Source organism: Croceicoccus sp. Ery5 (assembly GCF_020985325.1).
In the GTDB taxonomy this organism is placed as follows: domain Bacteria; phylum Pseudomonadota; class Alphaproteobacteria; order Sphingomonadales; family Sphingomonadaceae; genus Croceicoccus.
Map to the genome: position 1 here is coordinate 32,501 of NZ_CP087587.1, position 20,060 is coordinate 52,560.

Sequence of the window (20,060 nt, forward strand, 5' to 3'; positions counted from 1 at the left end):
GGCTGGATCACCTCCTTTCTAAGGATTGATGCGAAAGCGTCCGGACTTGTGTCGGAAAGAGCTTCGCAGCTTCCAAAGAACATGCCGTCGTCCTCATATCCCTTCATCGTCGGAATATAGTGTGCGCAGGGTTTCCTGTGCGCGTTGTATGCCTGAGCTGGCCTCAGCCCTATGCGGCCTTTTGGTCTGCAAGGAATTGGGGGCCGGTAGCTCAGGTGGTTAGAGCGTACGCCTGATAAGCGTAAGGTCGGAGGTTCGAGTCCTCCTCGGCCCACCATGACTTGGTCATTTAACGGGCCAGCTAATCAGGAATGGTGCGGGGCCTTAGCTCAGCTGGGAGAGCACCTGCTTTGCAAGCAGGGGGTCATCGGTTCGATCCCGATAGGCTCCACCAGTTCTGATATCCGACGAAGAAGCAACGAAATCCGGTTTTACCGGTTAGGCGGCGATTTGCGCTGCCGATCTTTGACATTGTGAATGGGTTTTTAAATCGATGCCGTGGCGGTATCGTGAGAGGCGTGGGGAAACTCGCGTCATCATGGTATCATCACAAGATCAATCAAAATTGATTATCTGGCTGAGATATCGTCCGCACCTAGTGACGACACAGGCGTTATGCAGGCCTGTTGTTGATGGTGTGGATTCTCAAGCGTGAGGTAAGAGCATTTGGTGGATGCCTTGGCATGTACAGGCGATGAAGGACGTGGCACGCTGCGATAAGCGTCGGGGAGTTGTGAGCAAACTTTGATCCGGCGATTTCCGAATGGGGAAACCCACCTTCACCATTTCTCTCGATTGGCGGTTTTACCGGTAATTGAGTGAGGTGGATAAGGTATCCCAAGCTGAATAAAATAGGCTTGGTGAAGCGAACCCGGGGAACTGAAACATCTCAGTACCTGGAGGAAAAGACATCAACCGAGATTCCGTTAGTAGTGGCGAGCGAACGCGGACCAGGCCAGTGCTTCATCTTCAACTAGCAGAACACTTTGGAAAGAGTGGCCATAGCGGGTGACAGCCCCGTATGCGAAAGCGATGGATGAAGACTCGAGTAGGGCGGGACACGTGAAATCCTGTCTGAACATGGGGGGACCACCCTCCAAGCCTAAATACTCGTACATGACCGATAGCGAACTAGTACCGTGAGGGAAAGGTGAAAAGCACCCCGATTAGGGGAGTGAAACAGTACCTGAAACCGAATGCTTACAAGCAGTTGGAGCTCCATAGGGAGTGACAGCGTACCTCTTGCATAATGGGTCAGTGACTTAATGTACCATGCAAGCTTAAGCCGATAGGTGTAGGCGCAGCGAAAGCGAGTCTGAATAGGGCGACAGAGTATGGTGTATTAGACCCGAAACCCGGCGATCTATGCATGACCAGGTTGAAGGTGCGGTAACACGCACTGGAGGACCGAACCGGTGAATGTTGAAAAATTCTCGGATGAGTTGTGTTTAGGGGTGAAAGGCCAATCAAGCCGGGAAATAGCTGGTTCTCCGCGAAATCTATTGAGGTAGAGCGTCGGATGATTGCCGATGGGGGTAGAGCACTGGATGGGCTAGGGCGGCGCGAGCTGTACCAAACCTAACCAAACTCCGAATACCATCGAGTCTAGTCCGGCAGACAGACGGCGGGTGCTAAGGTCCGTCGTCAAAAGGGAAACAGCCCTAACCTACAGCTAAGGTCCCCAAGTCATCACTAAGTGGGAAAGCATGTGGGAATCCCAAAACAACCAGGAGGTTGGCTTAGAAGCAGCCATCCTTTAAAGAAAGCGTAACAGCTCACTGGTCTAAATAAGGGTTCCTGCGGCGAAGATGTAACGGGGCTAAAGTGATGCACCGAAGCTTAGGGTTCGTAGTTTACTACGAGCGGTAGCGGAGCGTTCCGTAAGCGAGTGAAGCGGGAGGGTAACCGACCGTGGACGTATCGGAAGTGCGAATGCTGACATGAGTAGCGACAAAGAGGGTGAGATGCCCTCTCGCCGAAAGACCAAGGGTTCCTGCGCAATGCTAATCAGCGCAGGGTGAGCCGGCCCCTAAGACGAGCCCGAAGGGGGTAGTCGATGGGAACCACGTTAATATTCGTGGGCCTGGAGATGTGTGACGGATTGCGGACGTTGTTCTTCCTTATCGGATTGGAAGGGCAGCCAAGTGGTCCCAGGAAATAGCCTCTCCGTATAGACCGTACCCGAAACCGACACAGGTGGTCAGGTAGAGTATACCAAGGCGCTTGAGAGAAGTATCCTGAAGGAACTCGGCAAATTGCCTCCGTACCTTCGGAAGAAGGAGGCCCTCTTTCTGCGCAAGCAGTAGGAGGGGGCACAGGCCAGGGGGTAGCGACTGTTTAGCAAAAACACAGGACTCTGCTAAGTCGGCTTCAAGACGACGTATAGGGTCTGACGCCTGCCCGGTGCTCGAAGGTTAAGAGGAGGAGTGCAAGCTCCGAATTGAAGCCCGAGTAAACGGCGGCCGTAACTATAACGGTCCTAAGGTAGCGAAATTCCTTGTCGGGTAAGTTCCGACCTGCACGAATGGCGTAACGACTTCCCCACTGTCTCCAGGATATGCTCAGCGAAATTGAATTCTCCGTGAAGATGCGGAGTACCCGCGGTTAGACGGAAAGACCCCGTGCACCTTTACTGCAGCTTCAGAGTGGCATTAGGAAAGAGTTGTGTAGCATAGGTGGGAGGCTTTGAAACGTTGGCGCCAGCTGACGTGGAGCCATAGGTGAAATACCACCCTGCTGTTTTCTGATGTCTAACCTCGCGCCGTTAGCCGGCGTAGGGACCCTCTGTGGCGGGTAGTTTGACTGGGGCGGTCGCCTCCTAAAGAGTAACGGAGGCGCGCGATGGTAGGCTCAGGCCGGTTGGAAACCGGCTGCAAGAGTGCAATGGCATAAGCCTGCCTGACTGCGAGACTGACGAGTCGAGCAGAGACGAAAGTCGGTCATAGTGATCCGGTGGTCCCTCGTGGAAGGGCCATCGCTCAACGGATAAAAGGTACGCCGGGGATAACAGGCTGATGATTCCCAAGAGCTCATATCGACGGAATCGTTTGGCACCTCGATGTCGGCTCATCACATCCTGGGGCTGGAGCAGGTCCCAAGGGTTTGGCTGTTCGCCAATTAAAGTGGTACGTGAGCTGGGTTCAGAACGTCGCGAGACAGTTTGGTCCCTATCTGCCGTGGGCGTCGATACTTGAAAGGAGTTGCCCCTAGTACGAGAGGACCGGGGTGAACATACCTCTGGTGTACCTGTCATCCTGCCAAGGGTGCCGCAGGGTAGCTATGTATGGACGGGATAACCGCTGAAAGCATCTAAGCGGGAAGCCTCCCTTAAGATTAGGTATCTTCGAACCGTCGTAGACCACGACGTTGATAGGCCGGGTGTGGAAGTGCGGTAACGCATGGAGCTAACCGGTCCTAATAGTTCTGTTCGCGCTTGAGAATTCCACATCATCAATGACAGTCCTGCCAGTCAGGCCGTCTTTGATGAGGACGATCCTCATCCAGATATATCTTCACCCAACAGGGTGCGCATCGATTTAAAACCGCTGATACGCCGGCTTCATTGCTTGGTGACCATGGCGTCTGTGACCCACCCGATCCCATCTCGAACTCGGCCGTGAAACCAGACTGCGCCGATGGTACTAATGCCTAAGCATTGGAAGAGTAGGTCGTCGCCAGGCATTGCAGCCGACGTCATCAGCTAAAACCCATTCACAAACACCAAAAAGCCGCTGCCGGTTCAACCGAGCGGCGGCTTTTTAGTCTCTACGCTGCGCTCAGCAGCAAAGGTGACGCGGGGTGGAGCAGTCCGGTAGCTCGTCAGGCTCATAACCTGAAGGTCGTTGGTTCAAATCCAACCCCCGCAACCACCGCTATCAAACCCCTCAATGCTCCAAGATCATGCGCCGGCCAAAGCGGACGCGACTTTGACGCGCGTAAGCCCCGCGTCAGTGTCTAAAGCGGTCGAGCACCCGTTCCCGCTGTAAAAAAATGATCGCCATGTCACATCGCGACCCGCTCTCTCGTCAAGGCTCTGTCACCTTTTTGATGGAGCAAGACCATGACCCAGCGTATCGATCATCTCAAACAGCAACCCGAACTCGCAGCCAAGCTGACAGCCCTGACACTGGCTGTGAAAAAGAGCGGCCTACCGAAACCGCTGCTTTCCCTTGTCGAGATCCGTGCGTCACAGCTTAACGGCTGTGCCTTCTGCCTCGACATGCATGTGAAGGATGCGACCATTCAGGGCGAGCGTCCGCTGCGATTGCATCATATTGCGATCTGGCGCGAGTCCACCTTGTTCGACGAACGCGAGCGTGCCGCGCTGGCATGGACCGAAGCGCTCACGCAGCTTGGGCCGGACGGAGTATCGGATCAGACCTATAATCGGGCCAGTGAGCAATTTTCGCAGGAAGAACTGGTCGCACTTACCTATATGGTCATGGTCATCAACGCATGGACCCGTGCGTCGATTGCCTTTCGCAGTGTGCCGGGCTCTGCCGATGCGCTGTTCGGGCTTGGCAAGGCAGGCCTTGCCTGACGCAGAACCCGTAGCCAGGAAGCGAGCGTATGGGTGACAATCGTCCCGACAATCCCGCCGCGATATTCCACCCGCTTCGGCCCTGGCTGACGCGGGTCGCCTATCGCATGCTCGGATCGGTCGCCGATGCCGAAGATGTGGTGCAAGACGCCTTCATCCGCTGGCTTCGCACCGAACGTGATTCTGTCCGCGAGCCCGAGGCGTTTCTGCGCCGTATTGTCACGCGGCTCTGCCTCGACCAGTTAAAGTCCGCCCGCTCTCGGCGCGAGACCTATATCGGCCCGTGGCTGCCCGAACCGGTGCTGGACGCAGAAGAAGAGACCGAGGACGTGACCCTCCCGCTGATGCTCGCTTTGGAGCGTCTGTCGCCGCTGGAACGTGCGGCCTTCCTGCTGCACGACATATTCGGCACGAGTTTCGAAGAGGTCGCAGCCGCGATCGGCCGCGATGTCGCCGCATGCCGCCAGCTTGCATCCCGCGCGCGCAGCCATGTGCGTGAGGCGCGGCCCCGCTTCGCGGTGGAAAAGCAGCGAGGGCTGGCCATTGCGCAGGCATTCTTCGATGCCTCGCGCAGCGGGGACCTCGTGGAACTGGGGGCCATGCTTGCCAGCGATGTCGAAATGCATTCGGATGGCGGCGGCAAAAGGCCTGCAGCGGTGCGCCCGTTGTTCGGCAGCAGGCAGGTGTTGCAATGGCACAAGGCGCTTGGCGTATTGTTCCGCAAGCATGGATCGAAACTCATTGCGATAGGCTCGATCAATGGCTTGCCCGGATTTGTCACGCGCGAGGCAGATGGCGAACTCCAGACGACCGCCCTGTTGATCGAGGAGGGCCGGATCGCGGCCATTTATGTCATGCGCAATCCCGATAAGCTGAAGCATCTCCACTGACAGGGCCTGACCTGACAGGTCATTGGCCCGGCACCACCGCGCGACGCGGCGCCCGGCTTCTGCCGAACGCTTGGCCGGTGACGTCTGGACTCGCGCATGCGCGTCACTATATACCGGTCAGTATGAAATGCCCTGAAGCCCAGACCCCTGAAACCCAGACCAAGGCACGCGGGCGCCCGCGGGAGTTCGATCCCGATTGCGCGCTGGGCGCGGCGCTGACCGTGTTCTGGCAGCACGGGTACGAAGGCGCGTCCATGGCCCTGCTGACCGAGGCGATGGGCATTACCAAGCCCAGCCTTTATGCCTGTTTCGGGAACAAGGAAGCGCTCTTCAAACAGGCGCTCGACCTGTATGAGCGTGACAAGCTTGCCTATATCAACTGGGCGCTGGAGGCCGAGACGGCGCGCGGCGTTGCCGAACGGCTGCTGCGCGGCGCGGTCGAAACCCATTGCGGCGCACAGGACCCGCATGGCTGCATGGGCGTGATCAGCATGATCGGCAGCAAGGCCGAAGACGCGTCGATCCGCGAACATGTCATCGAACGGCGCAAATCGTCGGAAGCGGCCATGATCGCGCGATTCGAACGCGCCAAGGCCGAGGGCGACCTGCCCGCGCATATCGAACCCGCCACCTTGGTCCATTATATCTCCACCGTGATCGGCGGCATGCAGGTGAGGGCGCAGGCCGGTGCGACGCGCGAAGAACTCAATGCAATCATCGACATGCTGCTGACCGTCTGGGCAGAGCCACAGCCCGCCTAATTCCCCTGCAATAAAAAAATTACCGACCGGTACAGAAAGCCGGTTGACTTTCTGCTGCGCCGCAATATTTACCGCTTGGTACAGAAAGCTGATGTTCAGCTTTCGCAGCGCCTTTGCAGGAGGCTTCGATGACAAGACCCGTTCCGACCGCCGTCATCTGCTGACGGTTCAGGGCCACGGCCATGCGCCGGGCCCGTCCTCTACATTCCGGCGAGAGGCTGCGCCCGGCGCGTTCCGGGCGGCGGTTCTGTGCGCCCAATGCCCATTTCCCGCCCGAAGCCGCGCGCTTTCGGGATCGGACAAGCGCGCCCATGTGCGGCGCGACAGGAGCCGAAGGCCATGTCCTTTTACGAACCGTTGAATACCGCCCATGCCGTTCCGGTCGCGAGAACCGCCGGCGACACCCATTCCGACTATCTGGCCCCCCGCGCGGAATTGGCGGAGCCGGTGCTCACCCGGCTTGAACGCCGCGTGGTCGACATTGTCCGCAAGGACAGCCTCAAGACGTTGAAGCCCCGCAGGGGGCGTGGGCGTCTGGCCCGCATGTTGCTCGGCCCCGAACCTGTCTCGCCCAGCTTCGCCAACCCCCGTCTGGAGGCCATCCGCCGCCTTGCGGTCCACGGCTGGCAGCAGGGCATTGCCCTTCCCGCACGCGCGCTGGGTGAGGCCCGCGCCGCCGGACTGACCCGCGGCGAGATCGACGCCGTTCTCGACATCATCTGGCTGGACAATGCCGGCATCCGAAAGACCGCGCCATGAATATGCAGACCACGATCGACACTTTCTTCGCCCGCGAAGAGGGAGAGGGCGACGCGACCTCCCCTCGCAAGCCGCGCCCGCGCACATGGGCGGCCGGCGGGCTGGCGCTGGCCCTGATCGCAGGGCTGGGCTGGCATTTCCTGTCCGACAATCCGGCAGAGGCCATGGCCCCCGCCATGCCGCCCGTCGCCGCCGCGCAGCCCCTGGTGCGCGAAGTGACCGAATGGGACGATTATATCGGCCAGTTCGCCCCCAGCCAGATGGTCGAGGTGCGACCGCGCGTATCGGGCGCGGTGACCGCGATCCATTTCCGCGACGGCGACTATGTGCGCAAGGGGCAGGTGCTATTCACTGTCGACCCCCGCCCCTATCGCGCCGCATTGGAAGAAGCCCGCGCCGATGTCGCCGCGGCCAGCAGCGCGCTGGCGCTGGCGCGATCCGATTACGACCGCGTAGCCGGATTGTCGGGTGACGAGGCGATGGCCGCCAGCGAGGTCGAACAGCTGCAAACCCGCGTCCGGTCGGCCAGCGCGGCGCTGAATGCCGCGCGCGCACGCGCCGACCGGCGCGCGCTCGATGTCGAATTCGCGACCGTGCGCGCCCCGATTTCGGGCCGCATTTCGGACCGGCGGGTCGATATCGGCAATCTGGTGTCCGGCGATAACGGAGCTGGCGCGACCTTGCTGACCACGATCAACGCGCTCGACCCGATCTATTTCAACTTCGACGTTTCGGAATCGCTGTTCCTGAAAGCGCAGCGCAACATGGCAGAAACCGGCGATGCACGGGTTCAGGTCCGCCTGCAGGACGAGGCGGATTACCGCTGGGACGGCACGCTGGACTTTACCGACAACGGGCTGGACCCGCATTCGGGCACGATCCGCGTGCGCGCCGTATTGCGCAATCCCGACGGCTTTCTGCGCCCCGGCATGTTCGGCAATATGCGACTGGCCGACGGCGGCAAGGTAGAGGCATTGCTGGTCCCCGACGATGCCGTGCAATCGGATCAGGCGCGCAAGATCGTGCTGACGGTCGATAGCCAGGGCACGATTGTCGCCAAGCCCGTCGAACCGGGCCCGATGGTACAGGGGCTGCGCGTGATCCGCGCCGGTCTTTCGCCCGACGACCGCGTCGTCATATCGAATTACCAGATGGCGGTGACCGGCGCGAAGGTCGATACCAAGCGCGGGCAGATCGCGTTCCCGCAAGCCGCTGCCACTACCCAAGCACAACCCGCTGGCCCCGTCGCGTCGCAGGCAACGCTGGCCAACTGAACCGATCAGGTCTGGCGCGCGCCCAATCCGCGCCGGACCGAAAGGGATATCGCCCCATGCGCTTTTCACGCTTTTTCATCGACCGCCCGATCTTTGCGGGCGTGATCGCGGTGCTGATCACCGTCGTCGGCCTGCTCGCCTATCTCGGCCTGCCGGTCACCCAATATCCCGATGTCGTGCCGCCGACCGTAACCGTGACCGCCCAATATCCGGGCGCGTCGGCGGAAACCGTGGCCGACACCGTCGCCGCCCCGATCGAGCAGGAGATCAATGGCGTCGACGACATGCTGTATATGGATTCGCAGTCCACCGGCGACGGCAAGGTCACGATTACGGTGACATTCGCGATCGGCACCGACCTCGATGCCGCGCAAGTGCTGGTCCAGAACCGCGTGGCGATTGCCGAACCGCGCCTGCCGGAATCGGTGCGCGCGATGGGCGTGGTCACCAAAAAGAGCAGCCCCGACTTTCTGATGGTCGTCAATCTCCAATCGCCCGACGGAACCTATGACCGGTCCTATCTGTCGAACTATGCGCTGACGCAGGTAAAGGACCGTCTGGCACGGCTGGACGGTGTGGGCGATGTGCAGCTTTTCGGTGCGCGCGATTACGGCATGCGGATATGGATCGATCCGGGCAAGGCCGCCGCGCGCGACCTGACCGCCGACGAAATCGTATCGGCCCTGCGCGCGCAAAACGTGCAGGTGTCGGCGGGCGCATTGGGCCAGCCACCCTATGACCGGGCCGCCCCGCAGGCGGGCGCCTATCAGGTGGGGGTCGAGCTTCAGGGCCGCCTGTCCACGCCGGAGGAATTCGGCAATGTGATCGTCCGCACCGATGCCGATGGCGGACAGGTGCGCGTGCGCGATGTCGCCCGTATCGAACTGGGCGCGCAGGATTACACGCTTAATACCTATCTGTCGGGCAAGCCGACCGTGGTGATCGCGGTGCTGCAACGTCCCGGTTCCAACGCGCTGGACGCGGCAAAGGCGGTGCGCGCCGAAATGGACGATCTGCAGGCCAGCTTTCCCGAAGGTCTGGAATATTCGGTAATCTATAACCCCACCGAGTTCATCGGCCAGTCCATCGACGCAGTGTATGATACGCTGTTCGAGGCCGCGATCCTCGTCGTCCTTGTCATCCTTGTCTTTCTGCAGAACTGGCGCGCGGCGGTGATCCCCATCGTCGCCATTCCCGTGTCGCTCGTGGGAACGGCGGTGATGCTGGCGGCTCTGGGCTATTCGCTCAATAATCTGTCGCTGTTCGGGCTGGTGCTCGCCATCGGGATCGTGGTCGACGATGCGATCGTGGTGGTCGAAAACGTCGAACGCTATATCGAGGAAGGCCTGAAACCGCTGGATGCCGCGCGCCGTTCGATGGACGAGGTTTCGGGCGCGCTGATCGCCATCGTGCTGGTGCTGTGCGCCGTGTTCGTGCCGACCGTGTTCATCGACGGCATCTCGGGCCAGTTCTACAAGCAGTTCGCCGTGACGATCGCGACCGCGACGGTCATCTCGCTGATCGTATCGCTGACCCTGTCGCCTGCGCTGGCCGCCATCCTTCTGCGCGAGCGGGAGCGCGCGGGCGGCGATGCGCCGCGCTGGAAACGCATGCTGGAACAGGCGGGCGACCGCTTTAACCGCGGGTTCGAGCGGATGAGCGATGCCTATGCAAGGCTGACCTTTACGCTGGTCAAACGCCCGCTGCGCATGATGGCAGGCTATGCCGCGCTGATCGTGGCGACCGTCGGACTGTTCTGGTCCACCCCTGCCGGTTTCATCCCGCAGCAGGATCAGGGCTATTTCCTGGCCGCGATCTTCCTGCCGCCCGGATCGTCGCTGGCGCGTACGGACGAGGCAACGCGCGAGGTGGCGCAGCGCATCCTGCCGACAAAGGGGATCAAGGGCGCGGTGATGTTTGCCGGTTTTAACGGCCCGTCGCGCACCGCAGCCCCCGATTCCGCCGCGATCTACTTCCCCTATGACAGCTTCGAGGACCGTGCCGGGATGGGCGTGACCGAAGCCGACATCATGGCCAAGGCGCAGGAAGCGATGGCCGGGTTCGACAAGGGCACCGTCATCCTTGTCCCGCCGCCGACCATCAACGGCATCGTGCCGCCCGGCGGCTATCGCATGATCGTCGAGGACAAGGAGGGTCGCGGCTATGCCGAGCTGGCCAAGGCGACCCAGCAACTGGTGGCACAGGCCAACCGGCAACCCGAATTGCAGCAGGTCTATACGCTGTTCAACATGGCCAGCCCGCGCGTTCATGCCGATATCGACCGGCGCAAGGCGGATATGCTGGGCGTGGCGCCCGAACGGGTGTTCGCGACGCTGCAGACCTATCTGGGATCGACCTTCATCAACGATTTCAACCTGCTGGGCCGCACCTATCGCGTAACGGCACAGGCCGATGCGCAATTCCGCGGATCGACGGCGGATATCGCCAATCTGAAAACCCGGTCGGATTCGGGTGCCATGGTGCCGATCGGTTCGGTCGCCACGTTTCAGGATGTGACCGGCCCCTATCGCGTCACGCGCTATAATCTGCAGCGCGCGATAGAGGTGGACGGCAGCGTCGCACCCGGTTTCTCGACCGGCCAGGCGCTGAGCACGATGGAGCGGATCGCGGATGAAACGCTGCCAGCCGGTTACGATACCGAATGGACGGGCATCGCGTATCAGCAGTCCATGGCGGGCAATACGGCGGGTGTCGTGTTCGGCATGGCAGTGCTGTTCGTGTTCCTTGTGCTGGCCGCGCAATATGAAAGCCTGACCTTGCCGCTGGCGATCATCCTGATCGTGCCCATGTGCCTGTTCGCGGCCATGCTGGGCGTGAACCTGCGGGGCATGGATAATAACATCCTGACGCAGATCGGTCTGGTGGTGCTGATCGCTCTGGCGGCGAAGAATGCGATCCTTGTGGTCGAATTCGCCAGACAGGCCGAGGACGAGCGCGGTTTGTCCATCGTGGATGCAGCGGTCCATGCCGCCCGCACCCGCCTGCGCCCGATCCTGATGACGTCGCTGGCCTTTATCCTTGGCACCGTGCCGCTGGTGATCGCCAGCGGAGCAGGCGCGGAATTGCGGCAGGCGCTGGGCACGGCGGTGTTCTTCGGCATGACCGGCGTTACCGTTTTCGGCCTGCTGTTCACCCCGACCTTCTATGTGGTGTGCCGCACGCTGGCCGAACATTTGCGCCGCCGCAAGGACGGACCTGCCCGCGACGCGCAGGGCCCCGATCCCGTCCTGCTTCCCGCCGAATGAAAGGAGATGTGACGATGCGTTTCAGATCGAAACCGCTGGCGGCGTTGCTGGCCGCCACCGCGCTGACCGCCTGCACCGTCGGGCCGGACCATGTGTCCCCCGCCGTGCCTCCTGCGGCGCAGGCCGGTTTTATCGGCGCACAGGGCGACCGGATCAGCGATGCCGCGCCGGTGGCGAACTGGTGGCAGCTGTATGACGATCCGGTGCTGGATGCGCTGGTTGCCGACGGGCTGGCTGCCAATACCGATGTGCGCGTGGCCATTGCGCGGATCGAACGCGCGCGGGCATCGCTGCGCGGATCGCGGGCAGAGGCCTTGCCGCAGACCGGCGTGAGCGCGTCGGGAAGCTATGGCCGGGTGTCCAAAAGCGAGGTGTTGCCCGGCATGGACCGCGAAGGGCGCCGTGTCGCGGGTGAATTCGCGGTCGGATATGAAGTCGATCTGTTCGGCCGCGTGGCACGCGGGATAGAGGCATCGCAAGCCGATTACGAAGCCGCGCGGCAGGATGCCGATGCCGTGCGCGTGACGGTGGTGGCCGATATCGTTCAGGCCTATGTCGATGCCGCCAGCAGTGCCGAGCAGATCGCGGTTGCCACGCGTTCGCTCGACTTGCTCAGCCGGTCCGAACGGATCACCAATGCGCGGTTCGAACGGGGGCTGAATCAAAAGCTCGACGTGATCCGGCTGACCCAGTTGCGCGAAGAACAGGCCGCATCGATCCCGGCCATGGTCGCGCAGCGTGACGCGGCGCTGTTCCGGCTGGCGACATTGACGGGCCGCGCGCCGCAGGACTTGCCCGATGCTGTGCGGGCACGGGGCGATACGCCCGATGTGGGGCAAGTGATACCGGTAGGCGACGGGCAGATCCTGCTGGCGCGCCGCCCCGACGTAAATGCGGCGGAACGGCGGCTGGCGGCCGATACGGCGCGCATCGGCGTGGCGACGGCGGATCTGTATCCGCGCATCACGCTGGGCGGGGCGGTCAGCACCAATTCGGTGGGCGATACGGCCGTGCTGGGTTCTGGCCCGCTGGGCTGGCTGGTCGGCCCGATGCTGTCATGGGCCTTTCCCAATCAGGAAGCGGTGCGATCGCGCATCGAACAAAGCCGCGCCGATGCCAGTGCCGATCTGGCGCTGTTCGACGGCACCGTTCTGCGCGCTTTGGAAGAGACCGAGACCGCGCTGTCGGCCTATCGCAACGCGCTGCTGCGCAAGGAGCGGCTGGAAGCGTCGCGCGATGCGGCCCGCCGCGCCGCCGATGTCAGCCTTGCGCGCCAGAGCCGCGGCCAGATCGACGCGCTGGATGCGCTGGATGCGCAGCGCACTCTGGCCCAGTCCGACGCGCAATATGCCGAGGCGACGCGTTCGGTGGCGTTCGCGCAGGTCGATCTGTTCCGCGCATTGGGCGGAAGCTGGAGCGAAAGCTGACGGCCGGATAATGGCCGGATGACGGCCGGATGACGAAAAAGGGGGCGAACCGAAATTCGCCCCCTTTTGCTTACTTGCCGCTGGCGGTGGAGAACCGGTCGACCAGACCCTGCACCGCCGACTGGATCAGCGCGTCGCTGGGGCTGTCGGTCGAACCGATGCGGGCCGATGCGACCCCGTGCCAGATCGGGTGGTTGGTCTTGGCATCGAACACGTCGAGCGCCATCGACCCTTCGGTCACATTGCGCACATCGACCTGATTATACTGATAGGCCCAGCCATAGCGGTAATTCATGCCATAGCCGGGGTAATACGGGCCGACCGGACCCCAGTTGGTCACGTCCACCTTGTCGCGCGCGCCAAGGGTAAAGGCCAGTTCCATGTCGCCCTGCCCCTCGGCGACAAGCTTGTAACCGGCCTGCGCAAGGCTGGCGTCCATTGCGTTCTGGACGCGTTCGTAGACGAACGGATTGCCGCCACCGCGCTTGGGGAAGGCCCAGCTATAGGTGGTGTAACCGGCCAGATTGATATCGGGCGCCGCCTCGGTGCTGAAGCTGGGCTTGGGAGTGGTCGAACATGCAGCCAGCGATGCCAGCGCGATCGAAGCCATGATGCCGCGATAGAGAGTTTTCATCAGACGCCCTTTCCATTGATTGCCACGGACGGCCCCTAGCCTGCCGCCATCTTGCATCAGAAATCACGGAAAACCCTGTGATTGCCCATAAGGGCTGACCCTAGTTTTGCGAAAGTTGCGACCCGATGCCGGTGTCCGCCCCCCCTGCATTCCTGCAAATTTGAAGTGGCTTTTCCGCGCATGCAGATCGATTTTATCGCTTACCGGCCCCGTTGGCGCTCGCAGTTGCACCATCTATATTGCGCTGCAACATGAATGATCATTCCCCCACTCCGTCCGCCACACGCTCCCCCGGTCCCGCATGGGTGCTGTTCGCGCTTGCCATGGGCGCATTCGCCATCGGCACCGCCGAATTCGCGGCGATGAGCCTTGTGCCCTTTTTCGCCCGCGATCTCGGCATCACCGAGGTGGAGGCAGGCCATGCGATCAGCGCCTATGCGCTGGGCGTGGTGGTGGGCGCGCCGCTGATCGCGATGTTCGGCGCGCGTTTCCGGCGCAAGTTGCTGCTGATCGCGCTGATGGCGGTGTTCGCCGTCGGGAACGCGCTGAGCGCCGTGGCGCCCGATTATCACTGGCTGCTGCTGTTCCGCTTTCTGTCGGGCCTGCCGCATGGCGCCTATTTCGGCGTGGCGGCGCTGGTCGCCGCTTCGCTGGTGCCGGTGAACAAGCGTGCGCAATCGGTAGCGCTGGTGATGTCGGGACTGACCGTGGCGACGATCATCGGCGTGCCGGTGGCGAACGGGCTGGGGCAGGCGCTGGGCTGGCAGAGCGGCTTTCTGGTGGTGGCCGTGCTGGCGCTGCTGACGGTGACGCTGGTGGGCTTTCTGGCGCCCGACCAGCCTGCCGACCGCACGGCCAGCCCGCTGCGCGAACTGGGCGCATTGCGCCGTCCGCAGGTCCTGCTGACGCTGGCGTCGGGGGCGATCGGTTTCGGGGGGCTGTTCGCGGTCTATACCTATGTCGCCTCTACCATGATCGAGGTGACCGGCCTGTCCGAGGCGTCCGTGCCGCTGGTGCTGGGCATTTTCGGCGTGGGTATGACCTTGGGCAATCTGGCAGGCGCCCGCGCGGCGGATCGTGCGCGCGACACCACCGCCATGGCGATGCTGGCGTGGAGCGCGGTGATGCTGGCGATCTATCCGTTCGTGGCGCATAATGCGGTGGCGCTGGGCGTGATCATCTTCCTGATCGGCATGGGCGGCGGCGTCGGCAGCGTGATGCAGGTGCGGCTGATGGATGTGGCGGGCGACGCGCAGACGCTGGCCGCTGCCGCGCATCACAGCGCGTTCAACACTGCCAATGCGCTGGGTCCGTGGCTGGCCGGCATGGCCATCGCGGCCGGTTACGGCCTGACATCGGCGGGCTTTATCGGATCGGTGCTCGCGCTATGCGGCCTTGCGATCTATGTGCTGGCCGTCGTGCTGGAGCGCGGGGAAAAGGCGCGGCTGGCGGCAACGCCCTGCTGACGGCAACGTCCTGCTGACGGCAGGCGACAGGGCCGGATGACAAGGATCCGGCCCCTGCCCGGTTGATCTTATCAGGCCGTGAGCCTGCCGACCATTTCGATCAACGCATCCTTGCGCCATGCCTGTGCGGCATCGACGCTGGCGGCATCCAGCGGCGCGGCGGCGGTTTTCACCTCTGCCTTGCTGCCCGACCCCGCCTTCATCCCGGTCAGCGCGGCGGCCAGCGGATCGAGCAGGCCCGCATCCACCCCGCCGCGGCGCAGCTGGTCGACATAGGCGAGCGCCACCACCGGATCTTCGGGCCAGCTGACAGGGAATTGCTGCTGCGGGTTGAACGTGCCGTTCACTTCCTGCGCCAGCGCGGCGGCGTCGATCTCGTTCTGCGTCAGGAACTCGCTCGGCTCCAGCTTCAGAACGTCGATTCCGCGCACGATTTCCGTGCCATAGATATAGCCCTTGTAGAAATAGGTGGACCAGTATCCGCCCAGAATCTGGTGCTCGTCCGACAAGGCGCCGCGGTCGAAATGGGCGATTTCCACCGGATTGGCGCTGTCGGTGAAATCCATGATCGACAAGCCGCCCTGATACCATGCCTGCGCAAAGATATCGCGGCCCGGCACCGGCACGATCGATCCGTTATGCGCGACGCAGTTCTCCTTCTCTCCCTGCGCGGCGGGCAGCTTGTAATGGCTGCGATAGGTGAGCTTTCCGTCCTTGATGTCGTAAACCGCGTCGGCGCCCCAGTCCTTGGGGTCGAACACGCGGCAGCGCGGGCGCATGCCGCCGCCCCATTCGTCGGTGAACACCACCTTGTCGCCGCGATTGTTGAACGTGGCCGAATGCCAATAGGCAAAGCCCTTGTCGGTCACCGCGTCGATCCGCTTTGGCTTTAGCGGGTCCGAAATGTCGAGGATGATGCCATTGCCCGAACAGGCCCCCGCCGCCAGGTTGAGCGAGGGGAACACGGTGATGTCGTGGCACTGGTCGGTGCGGTTCGTTTCCTGCGTGCCGTCGCCGTGATTGCCGCCGCGCCACAATCCCGCAATCTCGCCCGATGCCTCGTCGGCGAACACGCGCGGACTGTCGACGATGCGGGCCTTCGACGGGTCGGCAACGGGGATTTCGACGACATCGATGCTGAACAGGGCCGAATTTTCATCTCCCGGCAATCCGGCGACGCAGCCCTTCAGCTCCTTCTCGTCCCGCACGCGGCCGGTGCCCGAAACATAGACGATGATCTTGCCGTCCTTGTCCGGACCGCTGACCACCGAATGGGTGTGCGATCCGCGGCAGTTCTGCACGATGCCCGTCTGGCGCGGCAAGGCGGGGTTCGAAATGTCGAAAATGCGCAGGCCCAGCATGCGGTCGGCGCTGACGTCGCCATCGATGCCCTGCAGCCCGCAATCGACGCGGGCGCTGCGCTGTTCGACCGACATGATCAGCGTATCGCCGACGACCGACACATCGCCCTGACCGCCGGGACAAACGACCGAGCTGACGAGCGAGGGCACTCCGTCCGTGCCGATGCGATAGATATTGAAGCCGTGGTAATTGCCCGCGATCATCAGATCGTCCCTGAACGCCATATCGGTGTTCGCAAAGCTGAGGTGCGACCCGCGCTTGCCATATGACGGCTCGGCGTCCTCTCCTTCGGCGGGAATGGCGGGGGGCAGGTTCGACGGGTTCCCGGGATCGAAGAAGCCTGCCGGTTTGCGCAGTTCCCTGACCAGAACCATATTCGCCGCCGACATGCCCGCATCGGCAAAGCCCGCCGACAGGCCGGTGCGCGGATCGCTGGACAGGCCCGCCAGCACGCCCACCATGGCGTCGATCTCGGCCTGTTGTTCGGTCGTGACATCGGTCGTGAAATTGAACAGCACCGGATCATAGGCCGTGCCCGACTGGTCGAGAAGGTGATCCACCATGGTGATCGCGCCATTGTGATGCGCAATCATCAGCGTCAGGAACTGGCGGTCGAACTCCACCCCGCTGGCAGCGGCGAGTGCGGCCATCTGTTCGGGGCTGGCCATCCCTTCCATGGTGGACGCTGCGCCCGCCGTGCCGTGATGGCTGCCATGATCCATGGCGGCGTGGCCCATTGCCGCATGCGCCGCCGGATCGGGTGCGGGCTGGCCGCGATCCTTCAGCCAGCCCTGCATGAACGCGATCTCGTCGTCCTGGCTGGCCCTGATGCGCGAGGCGAGGGCGACGACATCGTCGTTATTGGTCCGGTCCCCGACCAGCGCGACCATTTCCACGGCCTGGTAATGGTGGTGGATCATGTCGGACATGAATTTCACGTCGGCAGGCGAATAGCCGGCTTGCGCCACTTCGATCGCCTGATCGGCGGACAGGGCGGTCGATGCCTGACCGGGAGCGCCCGGGCGGACCAGCGGCGCATCCTGCGCGGCGGCAATGGTGGGAATCATCGCGGGGGCCATGGCAAGCGCGCCCGACAGGGCAAGCAGCGAAACGCGAACCGACCGGCTGGAATATGCGATCATGAAAGCTCCGATTTCTGGCGGGAAAGGAAAGGAAAGGTGATTTCAGGCGTTACTTGTTTGCGAGACTGCCGAAATGCCGCATCCCGTCAAGCCCCATCCCGTAAACGACAGGCGGCAATCTGCGCACGACATGGCTGACCGCTGTTCAAGCCTTGCAAATTCTGCTCAAAACACGGGCATGACCCGCCATTACCCCGTTGCATGACCCGCGTTTCATGACCGGCACCGCACATTCCCGGCCCTTTCCCGCACCGCGCCGTGGCGCGAAACTGTTGCACTGGCTGAAGGCGCAGCCGCGCTGGGTGCTGGCGCTGGGCGCGGCATTGCTGATTCTGGTCGGTTGGCAGACATGGATGGCGCCGCCGTGGCGCGTTGGCGCGCCTCCGGGGCCGGCGGGTGTCGATTTTCTGGCGGCGGACGGCACATTGCTGGCCCATCGCGGCGACAGGCCGGTGGCAGAGGTCGACGCATCGGCACTGCCCGATCATGTGCGCCATGCATTTCTGGCGATCGAGGACCGGCGGTTCTATGACCACAAGGGCGTCGATTTTCGCGGTCTGGCGCGCGCGACATTCGATAATCTGCGCGCGGGCGGCGTGGTGGCGGGCGGGTCCACCATTACCCAGCAATATGTGAAGAACGCCTTTTTCACGCAGGACCGCACCTTTACCCGCAAGGTTCAGGAAATGCTGCTGGCCGACTGGGTCGAGGGGTGGACGACCAAGAACACGATCCTCTCGCGCTATCTGGAAAACTGCTATTTCGGTGAAGGGCAGACGGGGCTGACGGCGGCGGCGCATCATTATTTCAGCAAGGCTCCGCAAGATCTGTCGCTGGGCGAGGCGGCGATGCTGGCGGGCATGGTCAAGGCCCCTTCGCGGCTGGCCCCGACGGTCGATTACGATGCCTCTACCGACCGGATGCGCGTGGTGCTGGCGGCGATGGTCGAAGCGGGGTTCATCGACGGGGAAGAGGCAGAGGCCGTCGCCGATCCGCGGCTGAAAATCGGCAAGGTGGAAAAGCCGGTCGAACAGGCGGGCTGGTTCGTGGACTGGCTGGCCTCCGACTTGCCCGACAGCTTCAGGGGTGAGGTGCAGACCACGCTGGTGCCCGATATTCAGGCCCGCGCCGAACGCGCGGTGCGGCGGGCGGGGCTGGGCTCGTCGCAAGTGGCCCTGCTGGCGATCCGGCCCGACGGGCGCGTCGTCGCCATGGTCGGCGGCAAGGAATGGACGCCAGAGGCATTCAACCGCGCCACCACGGCAGAGCGGCAGCCGGGCTCTACCTTCAAGCTGTTCGATTATTTCGCCGCGATCCGCGAAGGCATGGGCCCTGACGATACGATCACCGACGCGCCCGTGCGCATCGGCCAGTGGCAGCCGCGCAACGGCTATCGCGGCTATCGCGGGGAAATGAGCCTGCGCGAAGCCTTCGCGATTTCCAGCAATACCGCCGCGATCCGCGTGGCCGACCGCGCTGGGCTGAAAAACGTGCGCGCAGCGGCAGAGGATCTGGGGGTCACTGCCGATCTGCCCGGCGATGCCAGTATCGCGCTGGGCACGGCGTCGATCACGCTTAAGGAAATGGTCGGCGCCTATGCCGCCTTTGCGGGCGGGCGCTATCCGGTAAAGGTGCACGGGATCGTGGGGCGTCGCAAACGCCCCGCGCGCGCGCTGGACCCGCAGACCGAATGGGCCCCGATGCTCGATCTGTTGTGGCATGCGGCCAATAACGGCACCGGCAAGGCGGCCGCGCTGCGCACGCCGACATTCGGCAAGACCGGCACGTCGCAGGAAGGGCGCGACGCGCTGTTCATCGGTTTTGCGGGCGATCTGGTGACGGCGGTCTGGGTCGGGCGCGACGATAATGCGCCCGTTCCCGGCAATAGCGGCGGGGGCCTGCCCGCGCGCATCTGGCGCGACTTCATGCGCGGCGTCGATCTGGGCGAGGCGAAACTGCCCATCGATACCGCCCGCCTGCGCCGCGCGCCTCCCCCTGCCGCGCCCATCGCGCCCGAGGAAGAGGACGTGCCCCTGATCGAGATGATCGGCGAGGACGGATTGCTGATCGATCCGGGCATGGAAGGGTTGGTGCCGCTGGAACTGGACCTGCTGCCCCCGCCCGATGCCGCTTTGCCCGATGGCGTTGCGCCCGAGGACGCGGACCGGTCGCTCATCGAGCCGGATGGAGGGCCTGAAGCACCGGCCGAACCGGCCGACCCCGAACAGGGTGCTGCCGAAGAATCGCCTGCGATCTGACGATCAACCGCTTTTCTGCCCTTTGACGCGCGGTCGGATATGGATTCCGCCCTGAAATTTATGACAGTTGCAGCGCCCCTTTACGGTTCCGGGCTTGCGGTGCGCGGCCATCCCGCGCAAGATAGCGACAGGCAGGCCATCCGCCTGCCGCCATTCGCCGGAACAGGCGCCCGCCGCGGCGCCGCAATGAAAAGACAAAGACGAAACCGCCAGCCGTGGCCTGCGTATCGCATGGACCGCACCGGCCCGGTCGGGTTCGAAAGACGGAGACGGGACTTTTC

General features: G+C 62.9%; 12 protein-coding genes, 3 tRNA genes and 3 rRNA genes (1 of these 18 cut by a window edge). 15 read left to right on the plus strand and 3 right to left on the minus strand.

Features of this window, described 5'->3' with window-relative positions:
- The 9 genes from LOZ74_RS00125 to LOZ74_RS00165 all read left to right on the plus strand — a co-directional run.
- Positions 1-18, plus strand: a 16S ribosomal RNA gene (locus LOZ74_RS00125); it begins 1,470 nt to the left of the window's first position.
- A 182-nt stretch (positions 19-200) separates the two neighbouring features.
- A tRNA-Ile gene (locus tag LOZ74_RS00130) sits at positions 201-277 on the plus strand.
- A gap of 41 nt (positions 278-318) precedes the next feature.
- Positions 319-394 (plus strand) — tRNA-Ala (locus LOZ74_RS00135).
- 252 nt (positions 395-646) lie between these two features.
- Positions 647-3,438, plus strand: a 23S ribosomal RNA gene (locus LOZ74_RS00140).
- A 127-nt stretch (positions 3,439-3,565) separates the two neighbouring features.
- Positions 3,566-3,680, plus strand: a 5S ribosomal RNA gene (gene rrf, locus LOZ74_RS00145).
- The 16S, 23S and 5S rRNA genes sit together here with 3 tRNA genes alongside, the layout of an rRNA operon.
- A gap of 112 nt (positions 3,681-3,792) precedes the next feature.
- Positions 3,793-3,869, plus strand: a tRNA-Met gene (locus tag LOZ74_RS00150).
- A 191-nt stretch (positions 3,870-4,060) separates the two neighbouring features.
- The gene (locus LOZ74_RS00155) at positions 4,061-4,540 is read left to right on the plus strand and encodes a carboxymuconolactone decarboxylase family protein (RefSeq protein ID WP_230292379.1); all 480 of its coding nucleotides are present in this window, start codon (positions 4,061-4,063) and stop codon (positions 4,538-4,540) included.
- Between the two features lie 29 nt (positions 4,541-4,569).
- Positions 4,570-5,430 (plus strand): sigma-70 family RNA polymerase sigma factor, encoded by an 861-nt coding sequence (locus LOZ74_RS00160; protein ID WP_230292380.1) that lies wholly within the window; start codon positions 4,570-4,572, stop codon positions 5,428-5,430.
- Positions 5,431-5,552: 122 nt separating this feature from the next.
- Positions 5,553-6,191, plus strand: a complete 639-nt coding sequence (locus LOZ74_RS00165) for a TetR/AcrR family transcriptional regulator (protein ID WP_230292381.1) — start codon at positions 5,553-5,555, stop codon at positions 6,189-6,191.
- 19 nt (positions 6,192-6,210) lie between these two features.
- Here the strand turns inward: LOZ74_RS00165 and LOZ74_RS00170 are convergent, their stop codons facing one another.
- Complete coding sequence (locus LOZ74_RS00170; RefSeq protein WP_230292382.1) at positions 6,211-6,375, minus strand: hypothetical protein; 165 nt, start codon at positions 6,373-6,375, stop codon at positions 6,211-6,213.
- A 155-nt stretch (positions 6,376-6,530) separates the two neighbouring features.
- Between LOZ74_RS00170 and LOZ74_RS00175 the strand changes: the two genes are divergently transcribed.
- Genes LOZ74_RS00175 through LOZ74_RS00190 form a run of 4 tightly spaced genes read left to right on the plus strand, consistent with a single transcriptional unit; the run spans position 6,531 to position 12,917 of the window.
- A complete protein-coding gene (locus LOZ74_RS00175; protein WP_230292383.1) occupies positions 6,531-6,950 on the plus strand; it encodes a hypothetical protein in 420 nt (139 codons plus the stop codon).
- The gene (locus LOZ74_RS00180) at positions 6,947-8,224 is read left to right on the plus strand and encodes an efflux RND transporter periplasmic adaptor subunit (RefSeq protein WP_230292384.1); all 1,278 of its coding nucleotides are present in this window, start codon (positions 6,947-6,949) and stop codon (positions 8,222-8,224) included. The genes LOZ74_RS00175 and LOZ74_RS00180 overlap by 4 nt, the downstream gene beginning before the upstream one ends.
- Positions 8,225-8,280: 56 nt before the next feature.
- Positions 8,281-11,490 carry an efflux RND transporter permease subunit gene (locus LOZ74_RS00185; RefSeq protein WP_230292385.1) on the plus strand — a complete coding sequence of 1,070 codons (3,210 nt, stop codon included), beginning with the start codon at positions 8,281-8,283 and terminating at the stop codon, positions 11,488-11,490.
- A 14-nt stretch (positions 11,491-11,504) separates the two neighbouring features.
- Positions 11,505-12,917 (plus strand): efflux transporter outer membrane subunit, encoded by a 1,413-nt coding sequence (locus LOZ74_RS00190; protein WP_230292386.1) that lies wholly within the window; start codon positions 11,505-11,507, stop codon positions 12,915-12,917.
- A 70-nt stretch (positions 12,918-12,987) separates the two neighbouring features.
- On the opposite strand, the gene LOZ74_RS00195 is transcribed toward LOZ74_RS00190, so the two are convergent.
- Complete coding sequence (locus tag LOZ74_RS00195) at positions 12,988-13,551, minus strand: DUF4136 domain-containing protein (protein ID WP_230292387.1); 564 nt, start codon at positions 13,549-13,551, stop codon at positions 12,988-12,990.
- Positions 13,552-13,802: 251 nt separating this feature from the next.
- On the opposite strand from LOZ74_RS00195, the gene LOZ74_RS00200 reads away from it, so the two are divergent.
- Positions 13,803-15,017: an MFS transporter gene (locus LOZ74_RS00200; protein WP_230292388.1), complete on the plus strand. Its 1,215-nt coding sequence runs from the start codon at positions 13,803-13,805 to the stop codon at positions 15,015-15,017.
- A gap of 71 nt (positions 15,018-15,088) precedes the next feature.
- Here the strand turns inward: LOZ74_RS00200 and LOZ74_RS00205 are convergent, their stop codons facing one another.
- Complete coding sequence (locus tag LOZ74_RS00205; protein ID WP_230292389.1) at positions 15,089-17,521, minus strand: DUF305 domain-containing protein; 2,433 nt, start codon at positions 17,519-17,521, stop codon at positions 15,089-15,091.
- 215 nt (positions 17,522-17,736) lie between these two features.
- Here LOZ74_RS00205 and LOZ74_RS00210 point away from each other — a divergent pair, with 215 nt between their 5' ends.
- Complete coding sequence (locus LOZ74_RS00210; protein ID WP_230292390.1) at positions 17,737-19,779, plus strand: transglycosylase domain-containing protein; 2,043 nt, start codon at positions 17,737-17,739, stop codon at positions 19,777-19,779.
- Positions 19,780-20,060: the final 281 nt, after the last annotated feature.

Coding starts and splice junctions, on each gene's coding strand:
- LOZ74_RS00155 (WP_230292379.1), top strand. CDS start 4,061: ATGACCCAGCGTATCGATCATCTCAAACAGCAACCCGAACTCGCAGCC.
- LOZ74_RS00160 (WP_230292380.1), top strand. CDS start 4,570: ATGGGTGACAATCGTCCCGACAATCCCGCCGCGATATTCCACCCGCTT.
- LOZ74_RS00165 (WP_230292381.1), top strand. CDS start 5,553: ATGAAATGCCCTGAAGCCCAGACCCCTGAAACCCAGACCAAGGCACGC.
- LOZ74_RS00170 (WP_230292382.1), bottom strand. CDS start 6,375: ATGGCCGTGGCCCTGAACCGTCAGCAGATGACGGCGGTCGGAACGGGT.
- LOZ74_RS00175 (WP_230292383.1), top strand. CDS start 6,531: ATGTCCTTTTACGAACCGTTGAATACCGCCCATGCCGTTCCGGTCGCG.
- LOZ74_RS00180 (WP_230292384.1), top strand. CDS start 6,947: ATGAATATGCAGACCACGATCGACACTTTCTTCGCCCGCGAAGAGGGA.
- LOZ74_RS00185 (WP_230292385.1), top strand. CDS start 8,281: ATGCGCTTTTCACGCTTTTTCATCGACCGCCCGATCTTTGCGGGCGTG.
- LOZ74_RS00190 (WP_230292386.1), top strand. CDS start 11,505: ATGCGTTTCAGATCGAAACCGCTGGCGGCGTTGCTGGCCGCCACCGCG.
- LOZ74_RS00195 (WP_230292387.1), bottom strand. CDS start 13,551: ATGAAAACTCTCTATCGCGGCATCATGGCTTCGATCGCGCTGGCATCG.
- LOZ74_RS00200 (WP_230292388.1), top strand. CDS start 13,803: ATGAATGATCATTCCCCCACTCCGTCCGCCACACGCTCCCCCGGTCCC.
- LOZ74_RS00205 (WP_230292389.1), bottom strand. CDS start 17,521: ATGATCGCATATTCCAGCCGGTCGGTTCGCGTTTCGCTGCTTGCCCTG.
- LOZ74_RS00210 (WP_230292390.1), top strand. CDS start 17,737: ATGACCGGCACCGCACATTCCCGGCCCTTTCCCGCACCGCGCCGTGGC.